The following is a 22,736-nucleotide window of genomic DNA, read 5'->3' as shown; positions in this document are numbered from 1 at the left end:
ACGGCCTGCAGGCCGTTGCTGCAACTCAATCCCCATACATCTTCTGCTTGAGCTCACGGCGCTGCTGGGCTTCCAGCGACAGCGTGGCCGTGGGGCGGGCCAGCAGACGGCCCACGCCGATGGGCTCGCCGGTCTCGTCGCAGTAGCCGTAGTCGCCTGCGTCGATGCGTGCAATGGATTGCTCGATCTTCTTGAGCAGCTTGCGTTCGCGGTCGCGCGTGCGCAGTTCCAGTGCATGCTCTTCCTCGATGGTGGCGCGGTCGGCCGGATCGGGAACCACCACGGTGTCCTCGCGCAGGTTTTCTGCCGTCTCACCCGCGTTGGTGTGCATGTCGTGCTTGAGAGTGAGCAGCTTGAGGCGGAAGAACGCCATCTGCTTCTCATTCATGTATTCGTCATCCGACATGGCCAGCACTTCGGCATCCGTCAGTTCTTCCACCGACTTGGTCTTCCAGGCATTGGCCAGCTTGGGGTCTCGTTTCGTCGATCCCGACGAAGGCGTTTGCGTAGTGGTAGGCATAGTGTTGGTTTCGCTAACTTAGTCCGCGCCGAGGGCTTCGGACGGGGCCATGGATGGTACTGTCAATCGGGGCGCCCGGGTCGAATGCCGTGTAGGACAGCCGATCGCCGCAGTTGCGGAACCTGCCGGCTTCCCCGTGCGGCGGGGTGCGGCAATCCAGGCCGTGCGGCGGCCGTGCGTGCAAAGAGCCCTTTTGCGGTCAGCAAGGGACACCAGGTCGGCAACGCCGACCGCAGTGCGGACCGCGGCCTTCTGGCTTGCAGCCGGGGCCGGTGCGGCCACTGACGGCTTCTTGCTGGATTCGGCGCTCACTTGCTGTCTCCTCACGGTATGGGCGACCCCTGCGGGGCAGTCCATTGGGCTTGGGGGCTCTCTTCAGGGGCGCGATTGTATCGATGCTCTACAGGAGCGCAAGCCGTTGCACATACCCCACAGGAATGCAAAGGGGCCACCCACGCATGCGGGCGGCCCCTGTGTCATTCAGATGTCAGCAAAAAGCCATCCGATTGCCCACAAAGGTTCACAAAAAACTCAGACCAGGCACTGCTCCAGGCCCTGCAGGAAGATGTCCTGGGGCAGGTCGATGCCAATGAAGACCATCTTGCTCTGGCGCTTTTCGCCCTCGGCCCACTGCGGTCCCAGGTCGCTGCCCATGAGCTGGTGCACGCCCTGGAAAATGACCTTGCGCTCCGTGCCCTGCATGTTCAGCACGCCCTTGTAGCGCAGCATGCGCGGGCCGTAGATGTTGACGATGGCGCCCAGGAAGTCCTCCAGGCGGGCAGGGTCAAAGGCACGGTCGGCACGGTAGACGAAGCTCTTGACATCGTCATCGTGGTGATGGTGGTGCGGATGCTTGCAGTGCTCGCCATGCTCGTGGTCATGGGCGTGGTCGTGCCCGCAGTTCTCGTCGTGCTCATGGCCATGGTCGTGGCCGCAGTGCTCGTCATGCTCATGCTTGTGGCCATGGTCATGTCCGTGGTCGTGATCGTCTTCCTTGAGGAAGTCGGGATCGATGTCCAGCTTGGCATTGAGGTTGAAGCCGCGCAGGTCGAAGACTTCGTTCAGGGGCACTTCGCCGAAATGCACGGCGCGGATGGGCGCGCGCGGGTTCATGTGCTTGAGGCGGTGGATGAGCGCGTTCTTCTCGTCCTCGCTGACCAGGTCGGTCTTGGACAGGAACAGCTGGTCGGCAAAGCCCACTTGGCGGCGCGCCTCCTGGCGGTCGTCCAGTTGCTGGTTGGCGTGCTTGGCATCGACCAGGGTGAGGATGGAGTCGATCAGATAGGTCTCGGCGATCTCGTCGTCCATGAAGAAGGTCTGGGCGACGGGGCCGGGATCGGCCAGGCCCGTGGTCTCGATCACGATGCGGTCGAACTCCACCAGGCCCTTGCGGCGCTTGGCGGCCAGCAGCTGCAGGGTTTCGCGCAGGTCTTCGCGGATGGTGCAGCAGATGCAGCCGTTGCTCATCTGCAGGATCTGCTCCTTGGACTCCGTCCTGAGGATGTCGGTGTCGATGTTCTCTTCGCCGAACTCGTTCTCGATCACGGCGATCTTCATGCCGTGGGACTCGCTGAGCACGCGCTTGAGCAGCGTGGTCTTGCCCGAGCCCAGGAAGCCGGTGAGGATGGTGACGGGAATCAGTGCCATGGGATTGCTTTCAGAAAATTCAGCAAAGGGAAGCGGCAAGGCCCGTCCACCATGGACGGGCCTTGTCGAAAAGACGTTCCGAATAAGTTTAGCGAGCCTGTCAAGTGCCGTTTTGCCAGAGGGCTTGGCCTTTTTTATCGGAGGCCGCCCTTTTCATCGCTATCGCCATTGCCATCGCCACTGTCGCTGCCGTCCCCACTCTGGCGCCGCGCGCGCGGATGGGCGCTCTCGTAGGCCTGGGCCAGATGCTGGAAATCCAGGCGCGTGTAGATCTGCGTGGTCGAGATGCTGGCGTGGCCCAGCAATTCCTGCACGGCGCGCAGGTCGCCGCTGGACTGCAGCATGTGGCTGGCAAACGAATGCCGCAGCACATGGGGATGGACGCCGGCCGACAGGCCGGCCTGCTGGCCGCGCTGGCGCAGCCGCGCCCAGACCGACTGCGCGCCCAGGCGTTCGCCACGCCGGCCGATGAAAAGTGCGGGTTCGTGATGCGCAGCCTGCGCGGCCGCGCCAGCCAGGCCCGTCTCCCGCAAGGCCAGCCAGCGCTGCAGCGCCTGCAGCGCGGCGGCGCCCACGGGCACGGTGCGCCGCTTGCCGCCCTTGCCCTGCACATGGGCATCGGCGGCCTGCAAATCTATCCAGCCACGGCCCTGCCGCTGCGTGTCCTGGCCGGGCGCCACGTCCAGGCCCACCAGCTCGCCCACGCGCAGGCCGCAGCTGTAGAGCAGTTCGGTGATGGCGGCGTCACGTGCCTCGATCCAGGGGTCGGCGTCGGCGTTGCTGAAGGCGGCCAGCTGCACGGCGTCATCCACGCCCAATGCCTTGGGCAGGGGTTTGGGGGCCTTGGGACCGCGCACGCCCTCGACGGGATTGAAGGGCACCAGCGATTGCTGGGCTGCCCAGCGGAAGAAGCTGCGCCAGCCAGACAGGATGAGCGCAATGCCGCGCGGACTGCGGCCCCGGGAATGCATCTGGGCCACGAAGCGGCGGATGTGGGCGGGCTGCAGCGCCAGCAGCTCCTGGCCGGCGTCGCGGGCCATGGTGCAAAGCCGGGCCATGTCCAGCGCATAGAGTGCGCAGGTGCGGTCGGCCAGGCGCTTTTGCACGCGCACATGCTCCAGATAGGCATGGACGGCGGCGGGGAGCATCGCCAGGTTTTCTGCCGCCAGATCCTCTGCCGGAAGATCGCCTTCCGGGAGCCCGTCCCTGTCCGATGCTCCCGGCATGGGCTTTCAGCCGGTCAGCCGCGCGCCAGGGTCAGCGGCACGGGCCGCATGCGCGACAGGGCAGCGCTGGCCAGCGCCGAGATGCGCGAGAGGAATTCCGTGCCCATGGTGGCCTCGAAGCGCAGGGGATCGGGAGACCCCAGCACCAGCATGCCGAAGGCATTGGCCGGGTTGATGCTGTCGCCGTCATGCAGCGTGAGCAGGGCCAGGGACTGGGCCGCATCGGGATCGACCAGCCAGCCGCCGGGCTCGAAGCCCATGTTGGGGCCGCAAAACGGCATGGTCAGCGATGCCGCGAAGGACTTGGCGTCCTCGCTGACGCCCATGGTGTAGATGCTGCTGGTCTGGGCGCCGGAGACGTTCCACAGGCGCAGGGCCACCTGGGGCACCTCGAAGACATGCTGCAGGCTGGCCGTGAGCGCGTGGGGCAGCTCGCGCAGGTCCTGGACCTTGGCCAGTGCGCAGCTCCAGGCATGCAGCTTGTCGCCGATGGAGGCGTTCTCGCTGCTGTGGCGCATCATGTCCATGATGCGGTGCTCCAGGCCCTTGATCTTCTCGCGCAGCATCTCGGCCTGGCGTTCCTGCAGGCTGACGGTACGCGGGCTGTGGCTGCTGACCAGCTGCACACGCGCGAGCATCTCGGCGTGGCGCTCGAAGAATTCCGGATGGTTCAGCAGGTAGTCGGCAATCGTCTCTTCGGTGACGGCGATATCGGTAGTGCTGTTCATGGCTGGTCGGGAACCTCGATCTGTCCTTCAAAAACAAACTCTGCGGGGCCGGTCATGCGCACCGCGCCGCCGTCCCACTCGATGGTCAGCCGGCCGCCGCGGGTGTGCACATCGACGCGCACGTCGAGCAGCCCCCAGCGAATGCCGGCCACCACGGCCGCGCAGGCGCCCGTGCCGCAGGCCAGCGTCTCGCCGGCACCGCGCTCGTAAACACGCAGCCGGATCTGGCCGCGATCGACGATCTGCATGAATCCCGCATTGACGCGCTGGGGAAAGCGCGCATGGCGCTCGATCAGCGGGCCCCAGGTGGCCACGGGGGCGTGGTCCACATCGTCCACCAGTTGCACCGCATGCGGGTTGCCCATGGAAACGGGAGCGATCCAGACCATGGCCTCGTCGCCCAGTTGCAGGGGCCATTGCTGCGCCGCACCCAGCGGGCGGGGCACAAGGTCTGCACTATTGAAGGGCACCAGGGAGGGCTCCAGCACGGGCTGGCCCATGTCCACGGTGACGCGGCCATCGGCATGCAGCTCGGGGGCGATGAGGCCGGCCAGCGTCTGCACGCGGATGACGGACTTGCCGGTCAGGCCCTTGTCGTGCACGTAGCGCGCAAAGCAGCGCGCGCCGTTGCCGCACTGCTCGACCTCGCCGCCGTCGGCGTTGTGGATCACATATTCGAAATCGATGCCTTCGGCGGGCGAGGGCCGCACCGTGAGGATCTGGTCGGCGCCCACGCCGAATTGGCGATGGGCGAGGAAGCGGTACTGGGCTGCGCTCAGGCCCAGCGGGCCGGCGGTTTCGTCAAGGACCACGAAATCGTTGCCAGCGCCCTGCATCTTGGTAAAGCGGATCTGCATCCGGCGATTATCCCCTGCACGGCAGCCTCATGGCGCAATCCGGGGCCATGCCCCGCAGCAGTACTTGCGTCTCTTGCGCAACAGCGGCGGGCGGGCCAATCCGCATAATGCCCCCATGATCCGCCCCAGCCAGCTCCTGCACCCCCAGCGCCAGCCCGTAGACACGCTCAAGGCCTCCACCGTCCTGCTGCTGCGCGACCGCGCCGATGGCCAGGGGCTGGAGGTGCTGATGACGCGGCGCTCGCCCAAGGCCAGCTTCGTGCCCAGCGCCTATGTCTTCCCGGGCGGCGGCATCGAGGCCCAGGACGCGGCCGAGGCCGCCCATGCCTGCGCCAGCACCCGCCCCGCCCAGGCCGGCGACGGACTGCGAATCACCCAGGCCATCGCCGGCCTGCGCGAGACCTTCGAGGAACTGGGCATTTTGCTGGCCCACGACGCCCGGGGCCGGCCGGTATCTGCCGCCGAGCTGGCCACGCTGGACCGCAAGGCGCCGCTGGTGCCCCAGTGCGAGGCACGCGGCCTGCGCCTGGCCGTGGATGCGCTGTGGTACCTGGCCCACTGGACGGCCGACCGCGACCAGCCCCGGCGCTTCGATGTGCCCTTCTTCGTGGCGCGCATGCCCGAAGACCAGGAACCCGACGCCGACGGGTCGGAACAGTTCGAGCCCATCTGGGTGCGCCCGCAGGAAGCGCTGGAGCGCCACCGCGCGGGCAGCTTCCCCATGATCTTCCCTACCATCCGCACGCTGGACCGGCTCAGCCGCTTCGCCGGCACCGAAGCCGTGTTCGCCGCCCTGCAAGGCGAGCAGCCGCTGTGGCGGTGCTGCCCGCGCACCGGCTTTCTCAATGGCAAGGAAGCCCGCCACATGGAGGACGAGGCCCCCTTCGGCGAGCTGGAAATGGTCTGCCCGGACGGCCAGATCCTGCACACGCTGGACTGGCAGAGCGAGCGCGCCGTGCCACTGCGCAAGAACCTGCTGCGCCTGACGGCACCCAACCCCGGCGTGATGACCGGCCCCGGCACCAACAGCTATCTGGTGGGCGATGCCGCCACGGGCTACGCCGCCATCGACCCCGGCCCGGCCGATGCCGCCCATGTGCAGCGTTTGTTCGATGCGGCGGGCGGCGACATACGCCACATCCTGTGCACGCATTCCCATGCCGACCACTCGCCGGGCGCCGCGCTGCTGCAGGCGCTGGCGGTGCAGGCCGGCAAGCCCAGGCCCGCCATTGGCGGCCTGCCCTCGGCGCCCACGGCCCGGCCGGCCAGCCGCTTCACGCCCGACTACGCACTGACCGACGGCCAGCGCATCGTGCTGCAGGATGCGCAAGGCGGCACCACCCACACCCTGCAGGCCGTGTTCACGCCCGGCCATGCGGCCAACCATGTGTGCTTTGTGCTGGAGGAAGACGCCCTGCTGTTCAGCGGCGACCACATCCTCAATGGCAGCACCACCATCATCGATCCGCCTGACGGCAACATGCGCGACTACATCGATTCGCTGGACAGGCTCGACGCGCTGTGCGCCGCGCACGATGCGCGCTTCATCCTGCCTGCCCATGGCTATGTGCTGGGCTTTGCGCGCCAGGCGATCGCCAAACTCAAGGCCCACCGGCTGGCGCGCGAGGCCAAGGTGCTGGCCGCCATGCAAAAACAGCCCGACGGCAGCGTGCAGGACTGGGTGCGGCTGGCCTATGACGACGCACCGCCGCAGCTGTGGCCGATTGCCGAGCGCTCGCTGCTGGCGCATGTGGAGCGCATCCGTGCGCTGTGCGGGCGGCAATGACCGGCAATGACCGACGACGCGCGCGGGGCCTGGTATCTGGTTAAGCTGCGCGCATGTCTGAATCTGAAAGCGTTCGCCTGGCCAAGCGCCTGGCCGAACAGGAACAATGCTCGCGCCGCGAGGCCGAACTGCATATCACCGCCGGCAACGTCCAGGTGGACGGCAAGGTCGTGCAACTGCCCGAGACGCGCGTGCGCCCCGAGCAGCAGGTCACGCTGCGCAGCGGCGCCCAGCCCGAGGCCGTGCCGCCCGTCACCCTGCTGATGAACAAGCCTGCGGGCTACACCCAGGGCCGGCCCTATGGCCGGGTGCGCAGCGCCCACTCCCTGCTGGGCGAAGCCAGCATGGCCCAGGTGGACACGCCCATGCCGCTGCTGGTGCTGGCCCAGCACTTCAAGAACCTGGAATCCTTCCTGCCCCTGCCGCTGCCGGCCAGCGGCCTCATCGTCTACACCCAGGACAAGCGCGTGGCGCGCAAGCTGGGCGAGGAAGGCATGTGGCTGGAGCAGGAATGCATCGTCGGCGTCGAGGGCCAGATCCACGAGGACGGACTGGAGCTGATGAAGGCCGGCCTGCCGATCGGCAAGCGCCAGCTGCCGCCCTGCCGCGTGAGCTGGCAGAACGAGAACCACCTGCGCTTTGCGCTCAAGGGCATCGCCCCCGACGAGATCGACGCCATGTGCACCGAAGTGGGCCTGCGCGTGGTCAGCCTGCGCCGCCTGCGCATTGGCCGCCTCTCTCTGGCCAAGGTGCCCGAAGGCCAGTGGCGCTACCTGATGCCCTGGGAGCGGTTCTAGGCCGGCATTGCCGGGTGCGCGGCGGGCAGCACATTCGGCAAATGAGAATCATTTCATAGAATGCGGGATTCCCGTGCTGCCTTCGGGCCTCCCGCATGCCTGCGCCCGCCTCTTCCTCTTCTTCCCTGCTGAGCACCTTCCAGGACAGCTACCACGAGCTGGTGCGCTTCGTGGCGCGCCGCGCCGGCCCGCAGGCCGCGCGTGACCTGGTGCATGACGCCTGGATACGCCTGGCCGAACGCCAGCGCGGCGAAAGCGATGCGCCCGCCGCGCCGGACAGTCCGCCAGGCGCCAGCCGCGCCTATCTCTACGCGGTGATGGAGAACATCGCCATCGACCACCTGCGCCATGGCCAGCGCACGGCCGAGCGCTTTGACACCAGCGCGAGGGAAGGCGAGCCGCCCTCCCCCCTCAGCCCCGATGTGGCCGACACCCATTCCTACCGCCAGGCCCTGGCCGGGGTCGAAGGCGCCCTGGCGCAGTTGCCCGCGCGCTGCCGCGACATCTTCCTGGCCGACCGGATTGAGGGCGCCTCGCATGCGGAGTTGGCCGAGCGCCACGGCGTCTCGGTCAAAACCGTGGAACGCGAGGTCATGCGCGCCATGGACAGCGTGGAAGCCTCGCTGCGCCGCTGGCGCGGAGACACCGCCGCACCCGCACCACGCACGGGCCGCCGCCGCGCCCTGTCCACCCTGCTGGGGATGGCGGGCCTGGGTGTCGGCAGCCCGGCGATCTGGCTGGCCTGGCGCCAGTGGATGCCGCAGTACCAGGTGCGACTGGCCACGGCCACCGGCCGCCTGCTGAACCAGCCCCTGCCCGACGGCAGCAGCTTGACACTGGACGCCGCCAGCCGCGCCGAGGTGGATTTCTACGCCACGCGCCGCCAGGTGCGGCTGCTGGCCGGCAGCGCATTCTTCGCCGTGGCGCGCGACACGGAACGGCCCTTCATGGTCCAGGCGGCGGACGTACAGGTCACCGTGCTGGGCACGCGCTTCGAGGTGGCGCTGGAGGACGATGCGGTGCTGGTCGCCGTCGATGCGGGCCGCGTGCAGGTGCGCGACGGCAGCGGCGCCCGGCATGCACTGGGTGCAGGCCAGATGCTGCGCCTGGCGCCAGGCCAGACGGCCGCCGTGCAAACCGTTGCGGCGGTGGCCGCCTGGCGCGATGGCTGGCTGGACTTCCAGAACACGCCGCTGGCCGAGGTGGCCCGGCGCCTGGAGCGCTACAGCCTGCAGCCACTGCGCGTGGAGCCCGACGCCGCCGCCCTGCCCGTGCTGGGGCGCGTGCGCATTGCGGCGGCCCAGGGCTGGCTGCGCATGCTCCCGCGCACCCTGCCGGTCAGCGTGCAGGAAGAGGAACAGGGCCCGGGAACCGGGCGCACCCTGGTCATCCGCCGCCGCAGCTGATGCGCTGATGCGCCCATGGCCCCGGAATGCACGGCGCATGCGCACCAGGCGTGAGGGAATGTCTGCGCCCGTTCGTATAGGCATGAGGACCCGGGAACGCGACGCATTCGCAGCCCGGGAATCGCCATTGCCCAGATCCGCCACGGACCTTCCATGCCTTCATTCCCCTCCAAGCCTTCCCGCCTTGCCTGCCACCATGCCGTTGCGGCGGGCATCGCGCTGCTGGCCCTGCAGCTGTCTCCAGCCGCTCTGGCCCAGGCGGCACCGGCCACAGCCACGGCCGCCAGCACCGACTTCCACATTCCCGCCCAGCCGCTGGACCAGGCGCTGGCCCAACTGGCCCGCCAGGCTGGCCTGCAGCTGCTGGCCGCGCCTGAACTGGTACAGGGCCGCCGTGCGCCCGCCGTGGAAGGGCGCCTGAGCACCGCCGCCGCCGTGGCCCGGCTGCTGCGCGGCAGCGGGCTGGAGGGGCATGTGAGCGAGGGCACGCTGGTGGTGGAAAAGCCCGCCGGCACCGTGGCCCTGCCCGAAGTCACGGTCTCCGCCGTGGGCGAGACCACGACCACCGAGGGCTCGGGCTCCTACACCACGGGACTGATGAGCACCTCGACCAAGCTGCCGCTGTCCATCCGCGAGACGCCCCAGTCCCTCACCGTGGTCACGCGCCAGAAGATGGACGACCAGGGCATGCTGTCCATCGACGACGTGGCCAACAGCGCCACCGGCATCACCATCAACCGCTGGAGCGACGACCGGGCGCGCTATTTCTCGCGCGGGTTCGTGATCGGTTCGTTCCTGCAGGACGGCGTGCCCGTCTCGTATGAAACCGACACCTCCACCTACGACACCATGGCCATGTACGACCACGTGGAAGTGGTGCGCGGCCCCACGGGCCTGATGACGGGCGTGGGCGACCCTTCGGGCACCATCAACTTCGTGCGCAAGCGCGCGCCGCGCACCCCCCAGCGCTCGGTCACCCTGCGCGGCGGCAGCTGGAACCAGGCCGTGGGCGAGCTCGATGTGGGCGGCGCCCTCAACGAGGACGGTTCGGCGCGCGGGCGTGTGGTGGCCTCGGCCCAGTCGCGTGACCACTTCATCGATGGCTACAGCAGCCGCCGCCAGCTGCTGTACGGCACCGCCGAGTTCGACCTGGGGCGCGACACCACGCTGAGCGTGGGCGGCTCCTATGTGAACGAAGACAACCCCGGCTCGCAATGGATGGGCGTGCCCATGGGCTTCGATGGCTCCTTCCTCGACATTGCGCGATCCAGGCGTTTCTCGCCCTCCTGGAGCAAATGGGACAAGAAGGAGGTCAGCCTGTTCGCCGACCTGGAGCACCGCTTCGACAACGGCTGGAAGGCCAGGCTGGCCGCGCGCGCCCTGCAGGCCAAGTCCGCGCTGGACGGCGCCTACCTGGTCTCGGGCGGCCTGGACGACCAGGGCCGCACGCGCTACGACGTGGCCGGCGGCCTGTACGACTACGACAAGCGCCAGCTCAGCCTCGATGCCTCGGCCCAGGGCCCCGTGCGCCTGTTCGGCCGCGAGCATGACCTGGCCTTCGGCGTCAGCCGCCGCACCATCCGCTGGAGCGACCAGGGCTACAGCTACCTGTCGCCCACGGGGGAATGGCTGATCGCCAATGGCGTCGATCCCTATACCTGGAACCCCGACTCGCTGGACCGCTCCGGCCTGCTGGCCGAAGACCTGTGGACGCGCCGCCAGAAGACCACGCTGACCTCGGCCTACGCCACGGGCCGCTTCCTGCTGGCCGAGCCACTGAACCTGATCGCCGGCGCGCGCCTGGACTGGTACGACTTTACCAACGTCCAGCGCCAGGGCAGCTGGAGCCGGGAGCGCGAATTCAGCGAGAAAGCCCATGCCACGCCCTATGCGGCGCTGACCTATGACATCAACAAGACCTACTCGGCCTATGCCAGCTACACCAGCATCTTCCGGCCGCAGGATTTTCTGGATGTCTCGGGCAGCATGCTGGCGCCGGTGGAGGGCCGCAATTTCGAGCTGGGCCTCAAGGGCAGCTACCTGGACGAGCGCGTGAACCTGGCCGTTGCTGTGTTCAACACCACGCAGGACAACCTGCCCCAGGCCATCGCGGACATCAACTCCTGCACAGTGAAGACCAATTGCTACCGCTCGGTGGGCAAGGTCAGGAGCAAGGGGCTGGACGTGGACATCAGCGGCGAGATCCTGCCGCGCCTGAACGCCGGCCTTGGCTATACCTTCACCCAGGCCAAGATCGCCAGCGACAGCACCGAAGGCGCCAAGGGCGCGCCCTATGCCAGCTACACGCCGCGTCACCAGCTCAAGCTGTCGGCCATGTACCACCTGGGCGGCGAACTGGGCGCATGGCGCGTGGGCGGCGGCCTGCGCTACCAGAGCCGCACCACGTCCGAGTCGCTGACCAGCGCCGAAGGCTATGCAATCCGCCAGTCCGCCTATGCCGTGGCCGACCTGGTCATCGGCTATCGGGTGAACCGGCAGCTGGACCTGCAGATGAACGTCAGCAACCTGTTCGATAGTTTTGTCAAGCAGAATTTTCAAGCGACCTGATCGCCGGAAAGCCAGTCTCCATGCGGGTTTAGCGCCCGAGCCTCGCTGCCAAAGATGCCCTGCCTGTCTGGTCTAGGAGCCAGATAAGAGCCAAGGGAAAGAACGTCATCAGATAAGCATGGCGTGTTCCAGCGCAGCAGCTTCCCCAATTCTTTGCTTCCCCTTGATGCCAATGCTGACGTCCCGGCGTGCCGCCGTCGGGTTCGCGGGCTGCGCCCCGCGCTTCGTGCCGAATCGCGGCCATCCGGCTTTGACCCCTGACGCCTTCGGCCCTGGCGGGCCTGCGCGCTCCGCTTGCACAAAGGCGAGTGTGTGCATTGGGCGTGGGCGGGTGTAGGCGGTCTTGCTGTCCCCTTCACCGTATCACGGCGTTCTCGCCGTCAAGGGCTGCGCGTGCTTGCACGCTTGCGGCCTGGCGGCCGTCCTTGACCCCTGACTGCTTGCGCTGCGCCGTGCTCTCCACGGTTCCGGGCAATTCCGCCCGAGCAACCGGAGCACGATCATGTCGCAACTGTCCTTTTCCTCGTTCGATTCCTCGCTGATGGTGCGTGACGCACAGGGCCGCTACCTGCTGGCGACTGCCGAGCAGATTCTGGAGGCCGCGCGCCAGGCCATCGAGCGCAAGATGCAACGCGGTACGTCGTTCACGTCGCCGGCGGCGGTCAAGGAGTACCTGCGCGCCAAGCTGGCCGGCTTCGAGCATGAGGTGTTCGCGGTGCTGTTCATGGACACGCAACATCGGCTGATCGAATACGCCGAAATGTTCCGCGGCACCATCGACGGCGCATCGGTGTATCCGCGCGAGCTGGTCAAGGAGGCGCTGCGGCTCAACGCGGCGGCGGTCATCATTTCGCACAACCATCCGAGCGGCAATCCCGAGCCGAGCGGTGCCGACCGGGCGCTGACCCAGCGGCTCAAGGAGGCGCTGGGGCTGGTGGACGTGCGCGTGCTGGATCACGTCATCGTGGCGGGCACCGACACCACATCGTTTGCCGAACGTGGCCTGATCTGACGAAGGGGCTTCGGCCCCTTTTTGCTGCGCCCGGCGCGGGCTGGGCGAAAACGCTGCCTCGAAAATCCGAGACAGCGTTTCGGAAATTCATGGGCCTGCATGGAGGTATGGGGCGGTCTTGCTGTCCCCTTCACCGTATCACGGCGTTCTCGCCGTCAAGGGCTGCGCGTGCAAGCACGCTTGCGGCCTGGCGGCCGTCCTCGACCCCTGACTGCTTGCGCTGCGCCGTGCTGGCGACGGTTCCGGGCAATTCCGCCCGTGAAACTGGAGAATCGTCATGAACGACAAATCGCACGTTTCCCTCGAACAACACGTTTGCCTGGTCTGCGGCGCTCGCTTCGACACCGGCGCGATCCTGCTGGACAAGCGCCTGCGCGCAAGCATGGAGCGCCACACGGCGACAGGCTGGGGCTTGTGCCCTGAACACCAGAAGCTGTCCGACGATGGCTTTGTCGCGCTGGTCGAATGCGACCCGCAGCGCAGCGGCTCGCAGGCCAGCGGCCGCATGAAGCCCGAACAGGCATACCGCACGGGCCGCCTGGCGCACCTGAAACGCGAGGTGTTCGCCGATGTGTTCAACGTGCCGATCGAGGACAAGCAGCCATGCGTGTTCGTTGAACCCGGCGTGATTGAGCAGTTGCAAGCGATGACTGCGCACTGATCGCACGGCGACCATCCGGCGCGTTGTCCTTCGGGGCGACGCGCCTTTTTTTCTGCTGCGCCCGGTGCCGATGCCTTCGCGCCTACGGCGCTGCGCGCTTCGCTTGCACTCCAGGGGAAGGCCATGCGGCCATCCCCGCCGCGCTGCGCTTGGCGCCCCTCGATACCGCCGCCCCGGCTGCGCCGGCGCGGCAACCCTTGCGCACCAGCGGCATTTCATCCTGGGCATCCAGCCCATGCTGTCCATCGTTGATGGCATGAGCGTCCCCGGCCAAGAAACATGGCCGGTCGCGCTGTCGTGCTTCGCATCGGGCCTCGCTGCGCGAGTCTCGCCCCTGGCGGGCTTCCATCGTTCCCTCGCTCCGCTCGGCTGACGCCTTCGGCCCGGATTCCTCGATCCGTGCCTGCGCGCTTCGCTTGCGTGCGGTTCGGCACACAGGGACGGCCGTTGCCATGTCCATCCGTCTCCCCTGACTTCATCACCTTGTCCGCGACCGTAGCCCGCTCCCGTGCGCCGTCAAGGCGCGCAGGGCCGTGTCCTCGCTGCGCTGCGGGCCGCACCAACCCTGCGCTTGTTTCCTTGACGGCCCCCGTCCGCGCACTCCTTTGGCCGCGGGCGATGAACTCAGGAAAGACGGTGGCAACAGGGCCAACCGGGTTCCTCGTGCCAACCGCACAGAACAGCCGAAAGGCTGGGCTTCCGAATCTAGGAATCCGGTGTGCGGCTTGAACAGCAAACCCTTTTCGTCAGGAGAAAGACCATGAGCGCCGTTCTGAAAACCGAAATCCATGCCATCGAAACCGCCGTGCCGCTGGAAGTGGCCGACCCGACCAAGAACCTGATTTTGGTTCCGCTGTCGCGGCTGGTGTCGCGCCCGACCGGGCGCAACGTGCGCAAGACCCCGCGCATGTCCATCCCCGAACTGGCCGCATCTATCCAGCGTGTCGGCCTGCTGCAAAACCTCATCGTCATTGCTGCCGCCGATGGCGAGCATTACGAAGTCGTGGCCGGTGGCCGCAGGCTGGCCGCGTTGAAGCTGCTGGCGAAGAAGCGCCGCATCAGCAAGGAATGGGAAGTGCCTTGCCTGCTGGTGGCCGATGGCACCGCCCGCACGGCCAGCCTCACCGAGAACGTGCAGCGCGAAGCCATGCACCCCGCCGACCAGTTCGAGGCATTCGCCGCGCTGGTGGCCGAAGGCCGACCCATCGAGGACATAGCGGCAGATTTCAGCGTGTCCCCGCTGGTGTTGCAGCGCCGCTTGAAGCTGGCGAACGTGTCACCCCGCCTGCTGGCCGAGTACCGCGCCGAAGCCGTGACGCTCGATCAGTTGATGGCCCTTGCCATCACCGACGACCACGCCGCGCAGGAAACCGCGTTCTACGACGCGCCGACGTGGCAGCGCAACCCCTCGCAATTGCGCGACCGCCTCACCGAGCGCGAGATTGACGCATACCGGCATCCGCTGGTGCGTTTCGTGGGGCTGGACACCTACGAAGCCGCAGGCGGCGGCATCCGCCGCGACCTGTTCGCGGAAAGTGATGCGGGCGTGTATCTGACCGATGCCACGCTGCTGGAACGGCTGGCGCAAGACAAGCTGGCGGGCATCGCTGCCGAGGTGAAGGCCGAAGGCTGGGCGTGGGTGGATGCCACCCCCGCCGTGACCCACGCCGACCTGCACGCCTTCCAGCGTGCGCCGAGGGAACGCCGCGAACCGAACAAGCGCGAAGCGCAGCGCATCGAGAAGCTGCAAACCAAGATGCACGAACTGGCCGCCGCCGTGGATGACGCGCTGGATGCCGAGGACGAGGAAAAGGCCGATGCCTTGCAGGAAGAAGGCGAAGCCGTGGGCCAACAATTGCAGGCGCTGGAAGATGGATTGAAGGACTACAGCGCGACCGCGAAGGCCGCAGCCGGTGCCATCGTCACCATCGACCGCAGCGGCGAAGCCGTGATTCATCGCGGGCTGATGCGCGAAGCCGAAGCCAAGGCGCTGCGCACGCTGGAACGCTTGCGGCAGGGTTTCGGCAGCGAAAGCGAAGCCGGGAACGACGACGAAGGCGAGGACGGAGACAGCGAAGGGCAGCCCAAGACCGCCGCCATGTCCGACAAGCTGGCGCAGCGGTTGAGCGCCCATCGCACCGCCGCGCTGCAAATCGAAGTCGCCCGGCATCCGCAAGTGTCGCTGGCCGCGCTGGTGCATGGCATGGTGCAGACCGTCTTGCAGGGCAGCCACTACGGCCACGACTTGCCGCTGGGCGTAAGCCTGAAAGTGCAAGACCGGCTGGAAGGCATCGCCCCGGACATACCGGATTCGCCCGCCGCCTTGGCGTTGCGCGAGTTGCAGCAGGTAGCAGGCGAAGGCTTGCCGGAGGACAGCGCCGAACTGTTCGCCGTGCTGCTGGCGAAGTCGCAAGATGAACTGGTGCGCCTGCTGGCGGTATGCGTGGCCGTCACGGTGGACGTGGTGACACCCCGCACCACGCAGCAGCAACCGGGCGCGGAACTGGCGCAGGCCGTGGGGCTGGACATGGCAGCATGGTGGAAGCCCACCAATGAGGGTTATTTCCGGCATGTGCCGAAGGCCGCGATTCTGGAAGCCGTGGAGCAGTACGCCCCGGCGCACGTCACACGGCTGGCGAAGTTGAAAAAGGCCGACATTGCCAGCGAAGCCGAACGGCTGGCGGATGGCACCGGCTGGATGCCTGCCATCTTCAAGGCCGAAGGCACCGACGACACCACGGCGCAGGATGCGCCGCAGGCCGTGACGAACGACGAGCCGGAAGCCATCGACAACGACGACGAGCAGCAGGCCCACGCACTCGCCGCCTGACCTTCACCACCACCGAGCGCCCCGGTTTCGGCCGGGGCGCTTCGCTGTTCCATCAGCATCGGCACCAGGCCGTTCTGCCCTGGTGCCGATGGTCAAAAATCCGGGCGCGGCGGTGGCCGCGCCCGGTTTCAAGGCCCAAAGCCAGAACGCCCCTTCGCCGTCTTCGGGCAGGCGGCGAAGGGGCGGCGCGCAAGTGACCTTGTGCGCGGGAAACCCTCGAAGCCCACAAGTGCGTCGGCGCACAGCGCCGACGACATTCCGAACGCGCCCCGCCGCAATGGGCGGGGCTTGTGGGGCTACGCCCCGGCTTGCTGCCGCAGGTTGCACGAAAGCGTGCCGTCCTCGACGCTGGCGGTTCGTCGCCTGTACGTCACGGAGGACGGTTCACCGACACGCCGCCCGTCCCTGCAATGGAGCTTCCAGGCCACGCCTCACGCAAGAGGCCGCCTGCTACGTCAGGGGCGCTTGCGCCCTTGTCGCCGGGTGTTGTCCTTGCCCGTGTCAGGGCGCAAGCCGGTGAAGCCGTCGCGCGGGGAGCCGAGTCGGCCATGTTTCCTTTCGGAGCGGGTCGGCCCAAGGCGTCCTGTCTGTTTGTGAATCCTGGCGGTGGCCGGGCTTCTATGGCTGCAACCTTCCAGCGAAAACAATTTCCCCTGCGCTGCGCGCATTCCTCGCGGGACAAATTCTTTTCGCTTCCAGGCGCTCCACTACGTTGCGCCCCCAAGCGGTGCAGCCAGCCCGTCCCCCGCCGGTCGGATCACAACAGGACGCGATGGGCGCGAACCCTGTTCAACCGAAAGGAAATTCATCATGGCAAACATCGGCACCTTCACCGCAGAGAAAGACGGCTTCACCGGCCAGCTCCGCACCCTGACCCTCAACGTCAAGGCCAAGCTCGTTCCCAACGATAAGGGCGAGAACGAAAGCGCCCCGGACTTCCGCCTTCAGGCGGCCGGCCACGACTTCGGCGCGGCGTGGAAGAAAACCAGCGAGGCCGGGCGGGATTACCTGTCGGTTGCCATCGACGATCCTTCGTTCCCGGCGACGGTCTATGCCCGCCTGATCGAAGGCGAGAACGGCACGCACGACCTGATCTGGTCGCGCAGCAAGCCCAGGGCGGCCTGACGGCCGCCCACCGCGTCCCGCCCGTTGCGGCGGGGCGCGGTGCTGCTGATCGCAGCACCGCACGCACAGGGTTTCGGCAGTTGCCCCATGTCCCGCATGTCCAAGGCCAGCATTGCATTGGTGATGGTCGAATGGCTCGAAGCCCGTGGCAGTAGGAACAGCATGGCGTGTCGGCGCATTGCGCCGCCGGGCTTTCGGGCTGCGCCCCATGCCGCCAATGGCGTCATGTCCATTCGGCTTCAATCCCTTGTATCTTTGAAGTGCGTGTTCGGCAGTGCCGTCACGCCCGGACCTGTCAGGGTTCGGGGTTGGCCGCAGCATGTAGCCCGTCATCCCTCGGTGCCTCTCGAGCCCGTGCGTGAGTCCTGGGCGCATGCTTGCGCCCGATCTCTGAAAGCCCGAACAGTTGCGTGAACGCCGTTCGCATTTGCAAGGAAGGGACGCAGGGATCATGGCCAATCAAGTCGCAGTCGGAATCGACATCTCCAAGAAGACCATGGATGTAGCCATTGGGCACGAGCAGTCCACGGCAATATTCAGCAACGATGGCGCCGGGCATCAAGCGTTGATCGAGGTGCTGAAGAGCCATCAGGTCTCGCTGATCGTGATGGAAGCGACCGGGCAGTACCAACTGGCCTGTGCCTGCGCGCTCCAGGCTGCGGGGTTTGCCGTCGTCGTCATCAACCCTCGGCAAGCCCGGGACTTCGCCAAGGCCATGGGGCGATTGGTCAAGACCGACAGCGTGGATGCCAGGATGCTGGCGGAATTGGCCCAGGTGCTGAATCTGCGGCCTGATCGAGATCGCTTCATCAAGCCAATGCCAGACCAAGCGCAGCAGTATCTGCATGCGTTGGTACTTCGGCGTCGACAGTTGGTGCGCTTGCTGGTCAGCGAGCGCCAACGCAAACACATGGCGCACGCGGAGGTGGTGCAGGATATTGCGGAACTGATGGATATGCTCTCGACTCAGCTTGAGACGCTGGATCGGAAGATTGCGGAACACCTGGCCCAGCACCAATCCAATCTGGCCGCCTTGCTCAAGAGCGTCAAGGGCGTTGGCCCGGCGACGGCTGCGACGCTGATTTCCGAGCTGCCGGAGCTAGGCCAACTCAAGGCCAAGCAGATCTGCGCGCTGGTGGGGGTCGCACCGATGAACCGGGACTCGGGCCAGGCGCGCGGCAAACGCATCATTTGCGGCGGACGGGCCACGGTCAGGAGTGCGTTGTACATGGCCGCCATCGTCGCCATGCGCTACAACGCCGTGATACGGCAGTACTATGAGCGCCTGCTGGCGGCTGGCAAGCCGAAGAAAGTGGCTATCGTGGCATGCATGCGCAAGCTGTTGGTCATCATGAACGCCATGGTCAAAACCGGGCAGCCATGGAATGAGCCGCTTGCACCGGCATGACTTTCTAGATGGTGGCGGTGTCCCTATGTCCTGGCGCCTGGGCTTCAGATACCCATCGCCATGACCCAGCCCGCGAGCCCGGCCAGCAGCACCACGAGCGCTGGCGGCACACGTCCCACCGTCAGCAGCCCGAACGAGAGCAGTGCCAGCCCGAAATCCGCCTTGCCGTGGATAGCGCTCGTCCACACCGGGTCGTACAGCGCGGACACCAGGATGCCGACCACGCCGGCATTGATGCCCGCCATGGCCGTCTGGATGCCCGCGCGGTGGCGCAGTCCTTCCCAGAACGGCAGCGCACCGACCAGCACGAAGAAGGCCGGCAGGAAGATGGTGCCCAGCAGTGCCAGACCACCGATCCAGCCATGCAGCGGCCCCTGTGCGACGGCGCCGAGATAGGCCGAGAACGTGAACAGCGGCCCCGGCACGGCCTGCGCCGCACCGTAGCCGGCTAGGAAGTCGGCGTTGCTCACGATGCCGCTGGGCACCACGGCGGCTTGCAGCAGCGGCAGCACGACGTGCCCGCCACCAAAGACCAGTGCGCCGGAGCGGTACACGCCTTCTAGCAGCGCGATCGTGGATGAGCCCGTGGCTGCCGCCCATAGGGGTAGCCCGACGAGCGGTGCGGCGAACAGCAGCAGTGCCACGATGCCCAGCTTGCGCGAGACGGGGTAACTGTGGGCTCGGCCGCCGCCGGGTTGCGCGATCTTCAATGTCCACCAGCCCAACAGTCCTGTCATTGCAATGGCGGCAAGCTGGCCTGCAGCCGAGGGCAGGATCATGGTCAGCAGCGCCGCCAGAATGGCTAGGGCAGCACGCGGCCGATCCGGGCACAGTGACTTGGCCATTCCCCAGACAGCTTGCGCCACGATGGCCACGGCTACCACCTTGAGCCCATGCACCCAGCCCGACTGGGCCAGCCCCTGGTACTCCGCGATGCCGAAGGCGAACAGGATCAGCGCAATCGCCGACGGCAAGGTGAATCCCGCCCAGGCCGCCAGCAGGCCCAGCCAGCCCGCGCGGCCCAGCCCCAGCGCCATGCCTACCTGGCTGCTGGCTGGGCCCGGCAGGAATTGGCACAGGGCGACCAGATCGGAGTAGCTGCGGTCATCCAGCCAGTGGCGGCGCTCGACAAACTCCGAGCGGAAATAGCCCAGGTGCGCGATCGGCCCGCCGAAGGAGGTCAGCCCCAGCTTGAGGAAGGCGCCAAAGACTTCGACGGGTGAGCCGCGCGCGGCTGCGGCCTCATGCTGCAAGGTGTTGGTGGAATCTGTCATTTGTGCATTGCCTCCCCGGTGAACTCCCAGATGCGTTCCTTGGCCAGCGCCAAGCCTTCCATGCCCTTGGGCGTGATCGTGTAGAGCTTGCGCACGGTGCGCCCTTCACGCTCCTGGCGGGAGACGAGGTAGCCGTCGCGCTCCATCTTGTGCAGCATCGGGTACAGCGTTCCTGGGGAGAGGCGATAGCCGTGGTGGGCCAGTTCGTCGATCATCCACTGCCCATAGATCTCCTGCTCGGCCGCGTGGTGCAGCACGTGCAGGCGGATCAGCCCCGACAGCAGGTCGTGGTGCTCCATGGCGCGGGGTGTTGGTTTTTCTTTCATATCGAATAACGATAACGAAATTCGATATTTTCACGATGCGCTGTCTTGACTTTTAAGACAGTTGCTCACGCCTTCGCGCCTAGCGGCGCTGCGCGCTCCGCTTGCGGCTATGGCTCGGATGCCGCGACCTGGCTTTCCGTTGCAGCCATCAGCACCGCCGTACTGCAATCGAGTGCGCGCGCGATCTTGAAGATGATTGCGAGCGTGGGCATGTGTTCGCCACGCTCGACCTTACCCATGTGCGAACGCTCGATGCCAGCCTGGTACGCCAGCGATTCCTGCGCAATCCCCCGTTCCATCCGTAGCGCGCGCACCGCCGCGCCGAAGGCTTGCGCCAGTTCGGCATCGAAGGTGGTAACGCCGGCCGGTCGGCCTAGCTGAACGGATCGCTTCTGCATAGACAGAAGCGTCGAATCGAAGGACAATTAAAACCACGTTATCTTTAACTCATTGACGAAAAAACGCTGTTCCGTGCTTTTACGGAAATCCGTATCTACGGGTTCCGACAGAACCGGGGAATCGCATCCGTGTCTTTCCGGCTTCCTACAATTCCGCTTCTGCGCTTGCGTGCTTCTACGGATGCGATGGCTTGCGCATCCGTGCTTCCCCACGAAAGCACGAAGACGGTTCGGCGGTTCCGTGCTTCGACGCAGAAGCGCATCCGCGCATCCTCGGTTCGTGGAGGTTCCTGCCATGACCTTGCCACTTGTCACCACCGACGAACGCGCCCGGCTGCTGGCCCACGGCGCGGCGCTTGCCGCTGGCCAGCGCCTCGACCCGCTGCCCGTGGTGCGGCTGTTCACCCCGGACGCGCATGTGACCTGGCTGCTGGTGTCGCTCGACCCTGCGGATGGCGATACCGCCTATGGCCTGATCGACCTCGGCATCGGCATGCCTGCGCTAGGGACGGTCAAGCTCTCCGACCTGGCCGGCATCGCCGGCCCGCGCAAGCTGCCGGTGCGACGGGATCGCTATTTCCAGGCGCTGCGCCCGCTGTCGGAGTACGTCCGGCTGGCGCAGGAGAACGGCGCGATCACGGACTGATGAAGGCCAGCGCAGCCCGGCCAGCCGGGGCGCATTGTGACTATTTCAGTCTTACCCAAGACCTGCACGGTCTGGATCGGCATCTTTGCACCGAAGCGGTGCGACCCTGCTGCAAACAGTCATGATCTTTTGCGCGGTCTGCGCCACGGTATCCGGTGCCGCGCACCATTTCCGGGTGGCGCAGCCGTCGCATTCAGACGATTTCCGCAACGCGCAGGAGCCAAACGGTCTTGACACCGATAGTTACAGCTTAACCGTTTTTGATGATGACCTGATGGCATTTCGATAGCTCCCGCATCGCGGAAATCGTGGCGACGCACCCCGAACACTGGGAGGTTTCGCCATGACTGATCGCAGCGCCGAACACTGGTATCCGACAGCGGCTTATCTCTATGTCCTGCACCTTGATGGCCCTGCGCTGGCCTGGGAATACTTACGCCGAAATCCCGGCTATCGGCTCGACTGGCTACGCCGTCGTCGCCGGCCGGACGCAGCGCAGGAGTGGGGCCTGCGCCTGCTGGAAGATCCGGCCCTGGATGCGCGTGACGCGCATCCGGCCTGGTTCCCCGATCACGATGCCGTGGTGCAGCTCTACCCCGATGCCGACCCGCCGCCCAAAGCTCATGCCTTCGAGTTCTGGCGTGTCCCTGGCCGCAAGCAACTGATCCACGACGGCAAGCGCCTGGTGCTGGTGTCGCACTGGCCCGGCTGCTGCCTGCGGCTCGCGCTTGCGCCGAGCCTGGAAGACGGCATGGCCTACCTCTACGCCACCCGCGCCTGCGCCACGCCCTGCGCGCGCTATCGCACGCTTGCGGCCGAGCTGGACGCCTTGGCCGTGGCAACGGTTGCCGCGCCTGCGGCGGCGGCCCGTTCCCGGCCCACGACAGCCGCGGTGCTGGAGCTGCACACCTTGCAGGCGCTCGACGCGACCCTGGCGGGCGCGTCCTTGCGCGAAGTCGCCGAAGGGTTGTTTGGCGCGGATGCGGTCGCGGCCGATTGGCACAAGGACAGCGCCTTGCGTGCCCGCGTGCGGCGGCTGGTACGCCGTGGCGAGGCGCTGATGCGCGGCGGCTATCGCCGCCTGGCGCAGCTTCCGCCGCCGTTGCAGTAGGGGGGACGTTTCGCGTCCCCCGCAGATCGTCCCTTAGCAAGCAGCCTCGCTTTCTCGAAAGTGCCTCTATCCGGCCGCGTGGTGTGGCCGGGCTTGATGGAGGTACATCCCATGCGACCCGCTCCCTTGCGGCCTGCCGCCGCTGCTGTCGCTGCGCCTGCGCAGCCCCAACGCTACCTGACCAACGACGAAGCCGCCGAATACCTGCGCCTGTCGCCGCGCACGCTGGAGAAACAGCGCGTGATCGGCGGCGGCCCGAAGTTCCGCAAGTTCGGCCGCCGCGTCATGTAGGCGGTGTCCGACCTCGACGCCTGGGCCGACCAGCGCAGCTACGAAGCGACTTCCGACCCGGAATACGCCGAACGCCACGCGGGCGATTATCGTGATGGTCGCTGATCGCTGGCGCGTGG

The 22,736-nt window shown here is 66.8% G+C and carries 19 protein-coding genes and 1 pseudogene; 12 read left to right on the top strand and 8 right to left on the bottom strand.

Annotated features, from left to right (window positions below):
* Nucleotides 1-25 precede the first annotated feature (25 nt).
* The 5 genes from dksA to dapF all read right to left on the bottom strand — a co-directional run bounded on the left by dksA (nt 26) and on the right by dapF (nt 4,978).
* Nucleotides 26-520, bottom strand: coding sequence for an RNA polymerase-binding protein DksA (dksA, locus tag KDK82_RS21075; RefSeq protein ID WP_012203387.1), 495 nt, complete (start codon nt 518-520; stop codon nt 26-28).
* A 531-nt stretch (nt 521-1,051) separates the two neighbouring features.
* Nucleotides 1,052-2,167: a GTP-binding protein gene (locus tag KDK82_RS21070; RefSeq protein WP_013804115.1), complete on the bottom strand. Its 1,116-nt coding sequence runs from the start codon at nt 2,165-2,167 to the stop codon at nt 1,052-1,054.
* Nucleotides 2,168-2,301: 134 nt separating this feature from the next.
* Entirely contained in the window at nt 2,302-3,393 is a 1,092-nt protein-coding gene (locus tag KDK82_RS21065) for a tyrosine recombinase XerC (RefSeq protein ID WP_088166110.1), read from the bottom strand.
* 14 nt (nt 3,394-3,407) lie between these two features.
* The gene (locus tag KDK82_RS21060; RefSeq protein ID WP_012203384.1) at nt 3,408-4,121 is read right to left on the bottom strand and encodes a DUF484 family protein; all 714 of its coding nucleotides are present in this window, start codon (nt 4,119-4,121) and stop codon (nt 3,408-3,410) included.
* Complete coding sequence (gene dapF / locus KDK82_RS21055) at nt 4,118-4,978, bottom strand: diaminopimelate epimerase (protein ID WP_088166109.1); 861 nt, start codon at nt 4,976-4,978, stop codon at nt 4,118-4,120. Before dapF ends, KDK82_RS21060 begins: the two co-directional genes overlap by 4 nt.
* A gap of 115 nt (nt 4,979-5,093) precedes the next feature.
* Here dapF and KDK82_RS21050 point away from each other — a divergent pair, with 115 nt between their 5' ends.
* From KDK82_RS21050 to KDK82_RS21010, 9 genes are all read left to right on the top strand, one after another.
* Entirely contained in the window at nt 5,094-6,764 is a 1,671-nt protein-coding gene (locus KDK82_RS21050) for an MBL fold metallo-hydrolase (RefSeq protein ID WP_088166108.1), read from the top strand.
* Nucleotides 6,765-6,817: 53 nt separating this feature from the next.
* Nucleotides 6,818-7,561: a pseudouridine synthase gene (locus KDK82_RS21045; RefSeq protein WP_012203381.1), complete on the top strand. Its 744-nt coding sequence runs from the start codon at nt 6,818-6,820 to the stop codon at nt 7,559-7,561.
* Nucleotides 7,562-7,656: 95 nt separating this feature from the next.
* The gene (locus tag KDK82_RS21040) at nt 7,657-8,967 is read left to right on the top strand and encodes a sigma-70 family RNA polymerase sigma factor (RefSeq protein WP_088166107.1); all 1,311 of its coding nucleotides are present in this window, start codon (nt 7,657-7,659) and stop codon (nt 8,965-8,967) included.
* A 153-nt stretch (nt 8,968-9,120) separates the two neighbouring features.
* On the top strand, nt 9,121-11,535 hold the full coding sequence (locus tag KDK82_RS21035; RefSeq protein WP_088166106.1) for a TonB-dependent siderophore receptor: 2,415 nt from the start codon (nt 9,121-9,123) through the stop codon (nt 11,533-11,535).
* Nucleotides 11,536-12,037: 502 nt separating this feature from the next.
* Entirely contained in the window at nt 12,038-12,547 is a 510-nt protein-coding gene (radC, locus tag KDK82_RS21030) for a DNA repair protein RadC (RefSeq protein WP_043372445.1), read from the top strand.
* A gap of 277 nt (nt 12,548-12,824) precedes the next feature.
* Nucleotides 12,825-13,208, top strand: a complete 384-nt coding sequence (locus KDK82_RS21025; RefSeq protein WP_043154531.1) for a hypothetical protein — start codon at nt 12,825-12,827, stop codon at nt 13,206-13,208.
* Between the two features lie 760 nt (nt 13,209-13,968).
* A complete protein-coding gene (locus KDK82_RS21020) occupies nt 13,969-16,038 on the top strand; it encodes a ParB N-terminal domain-containing protein (protein ID WP_088166105.1) in 2,070 nt (689 codons plus the stop codon).
* 810 nt (nt 16,039-16,848) lie between these two features.
* Complete coding sequence (locus tag KDK82_RS21015; RefSeq protein WP_088166104.1) at nt 16,849-17,163, top strand: DUF736 domain-containing protein; 315 nt, start codon at nt 16,849-16,851, stop codon at nt 17,161-17,163.
* A 451-nt stretch (nt 17,164-17,614) separates the two neighbouring features.
* On the top strand, nt 17,615-18,571 hold the full coding sequence (locus KDK82_RS21010) for a transposase (protein ID WP_141101032.1): 957 nt from the start codon (nt 17,615-17,617) through the stop codon (nt 18,569-18,571).
* Between the two features lie 44 nt (nt 18,572-18,615).
* Here KDK82_RS21010 and chrA read toward each other — a convergent pair whose 3' ends face one another.
* The 3 genes from chrA to KDK82_RS20995 all read right to left on the bottom strand — a co-directional run bounded on the left by chrA (nt 18,616) and on the right by KDK82_RS20995 (nt 20,569).
* The gene (gene chrA / locus KDK82_RS21005; RefSeq protein WP_043372455.1) at nt 18,616-19,845 is read right to left on the bottom strand and encodes a chromate efflux transporter; all 1,230 of its coding nucleotides are present in this window, start codon (nt 19,843-19,845) and stop codon (nt 18,616-18,618) included.
* Nucleotides 19,842-20,144 (bottom strand): PadR family transcriptional regulator, encoded by a 303-nt coding sequence (locus tag KDK82_RS21000; protein WP_043372456.1) that lies wholly within the window; start codon nt 20,142-20,144, stop codon nt 19,842-19,844. Before KDK82_RS21000 ends, chrA begins: the two co-directional genes overlap by 4 nt.
* Before the next feature lie 134 nt (nt 20,145-20,278).
* Nucleotides 20,279-20,569 carry a helix-turn-helix domain-containing protein gene (locus KDK82_RS20995; RefSeq protein WP_043376396.1) on the bottom strand — a complete coding sequence of 97 codons (291 nt, stop codon included), beginning with the start codon at nt 20,567-20,569 and terminating at the stop codon, nt 20,279-20,281.
* A gap of 295 nt (nt 20,570-20,864) precedes the next feature.
* Between KDK82_RS20995 and KDK82_RS20990 the strand changes: the two genes are divergently transcribed.
* From KDK82_RS20990 to KDK82_RS20980, 3 genes and pseudogenes are all read left to right on the top strand, one after another.
* A complete protein-coding gene (locus KDK82_RS20990; RefSeq protein WP_043372458.1) occupies nt 20,865-21,215 on the top strand; it encodes a DUF2958 domain-containing protein in 351 nt (116 codons plus the stop codon).
* Between the two features lie 343 nt (nt 21,216-21,558).
* A complete protein-coding gene (locus KDK82_RS20985) occupies nt 21,559-22,326 on the top strand; it encodes a DUF2285 domain-containing protein (RefSeq protein ID WP_043372459.1) in 768 nt (255 codons plus the stop codon).
* A 111-nt stretch (nt 22,327-22,437) separates the two neighbouring features.
* Nucleotides 22,438-22,722: pseudogene (locus KDK82_RS20980) on the top strand (helix-turn-helix transcriptional regulator).
* Nucleotides 22,723-22,736: the final 14 nt, after the last annotated feature.

This window comes from Delftia sp. K82 (assembly GCF_002193035.1).
GTDB lineage: Bacteria > Pseudomonadota > Gammaproteobacteria > Burkholderiales > Burkholderiaceae_C > Comamonas > Comamonas acidovorans.
Note: the sequence above shows the minus strand (reverse complement) of the source record. Positions and strands in the feature narration are given on the sequence as shown.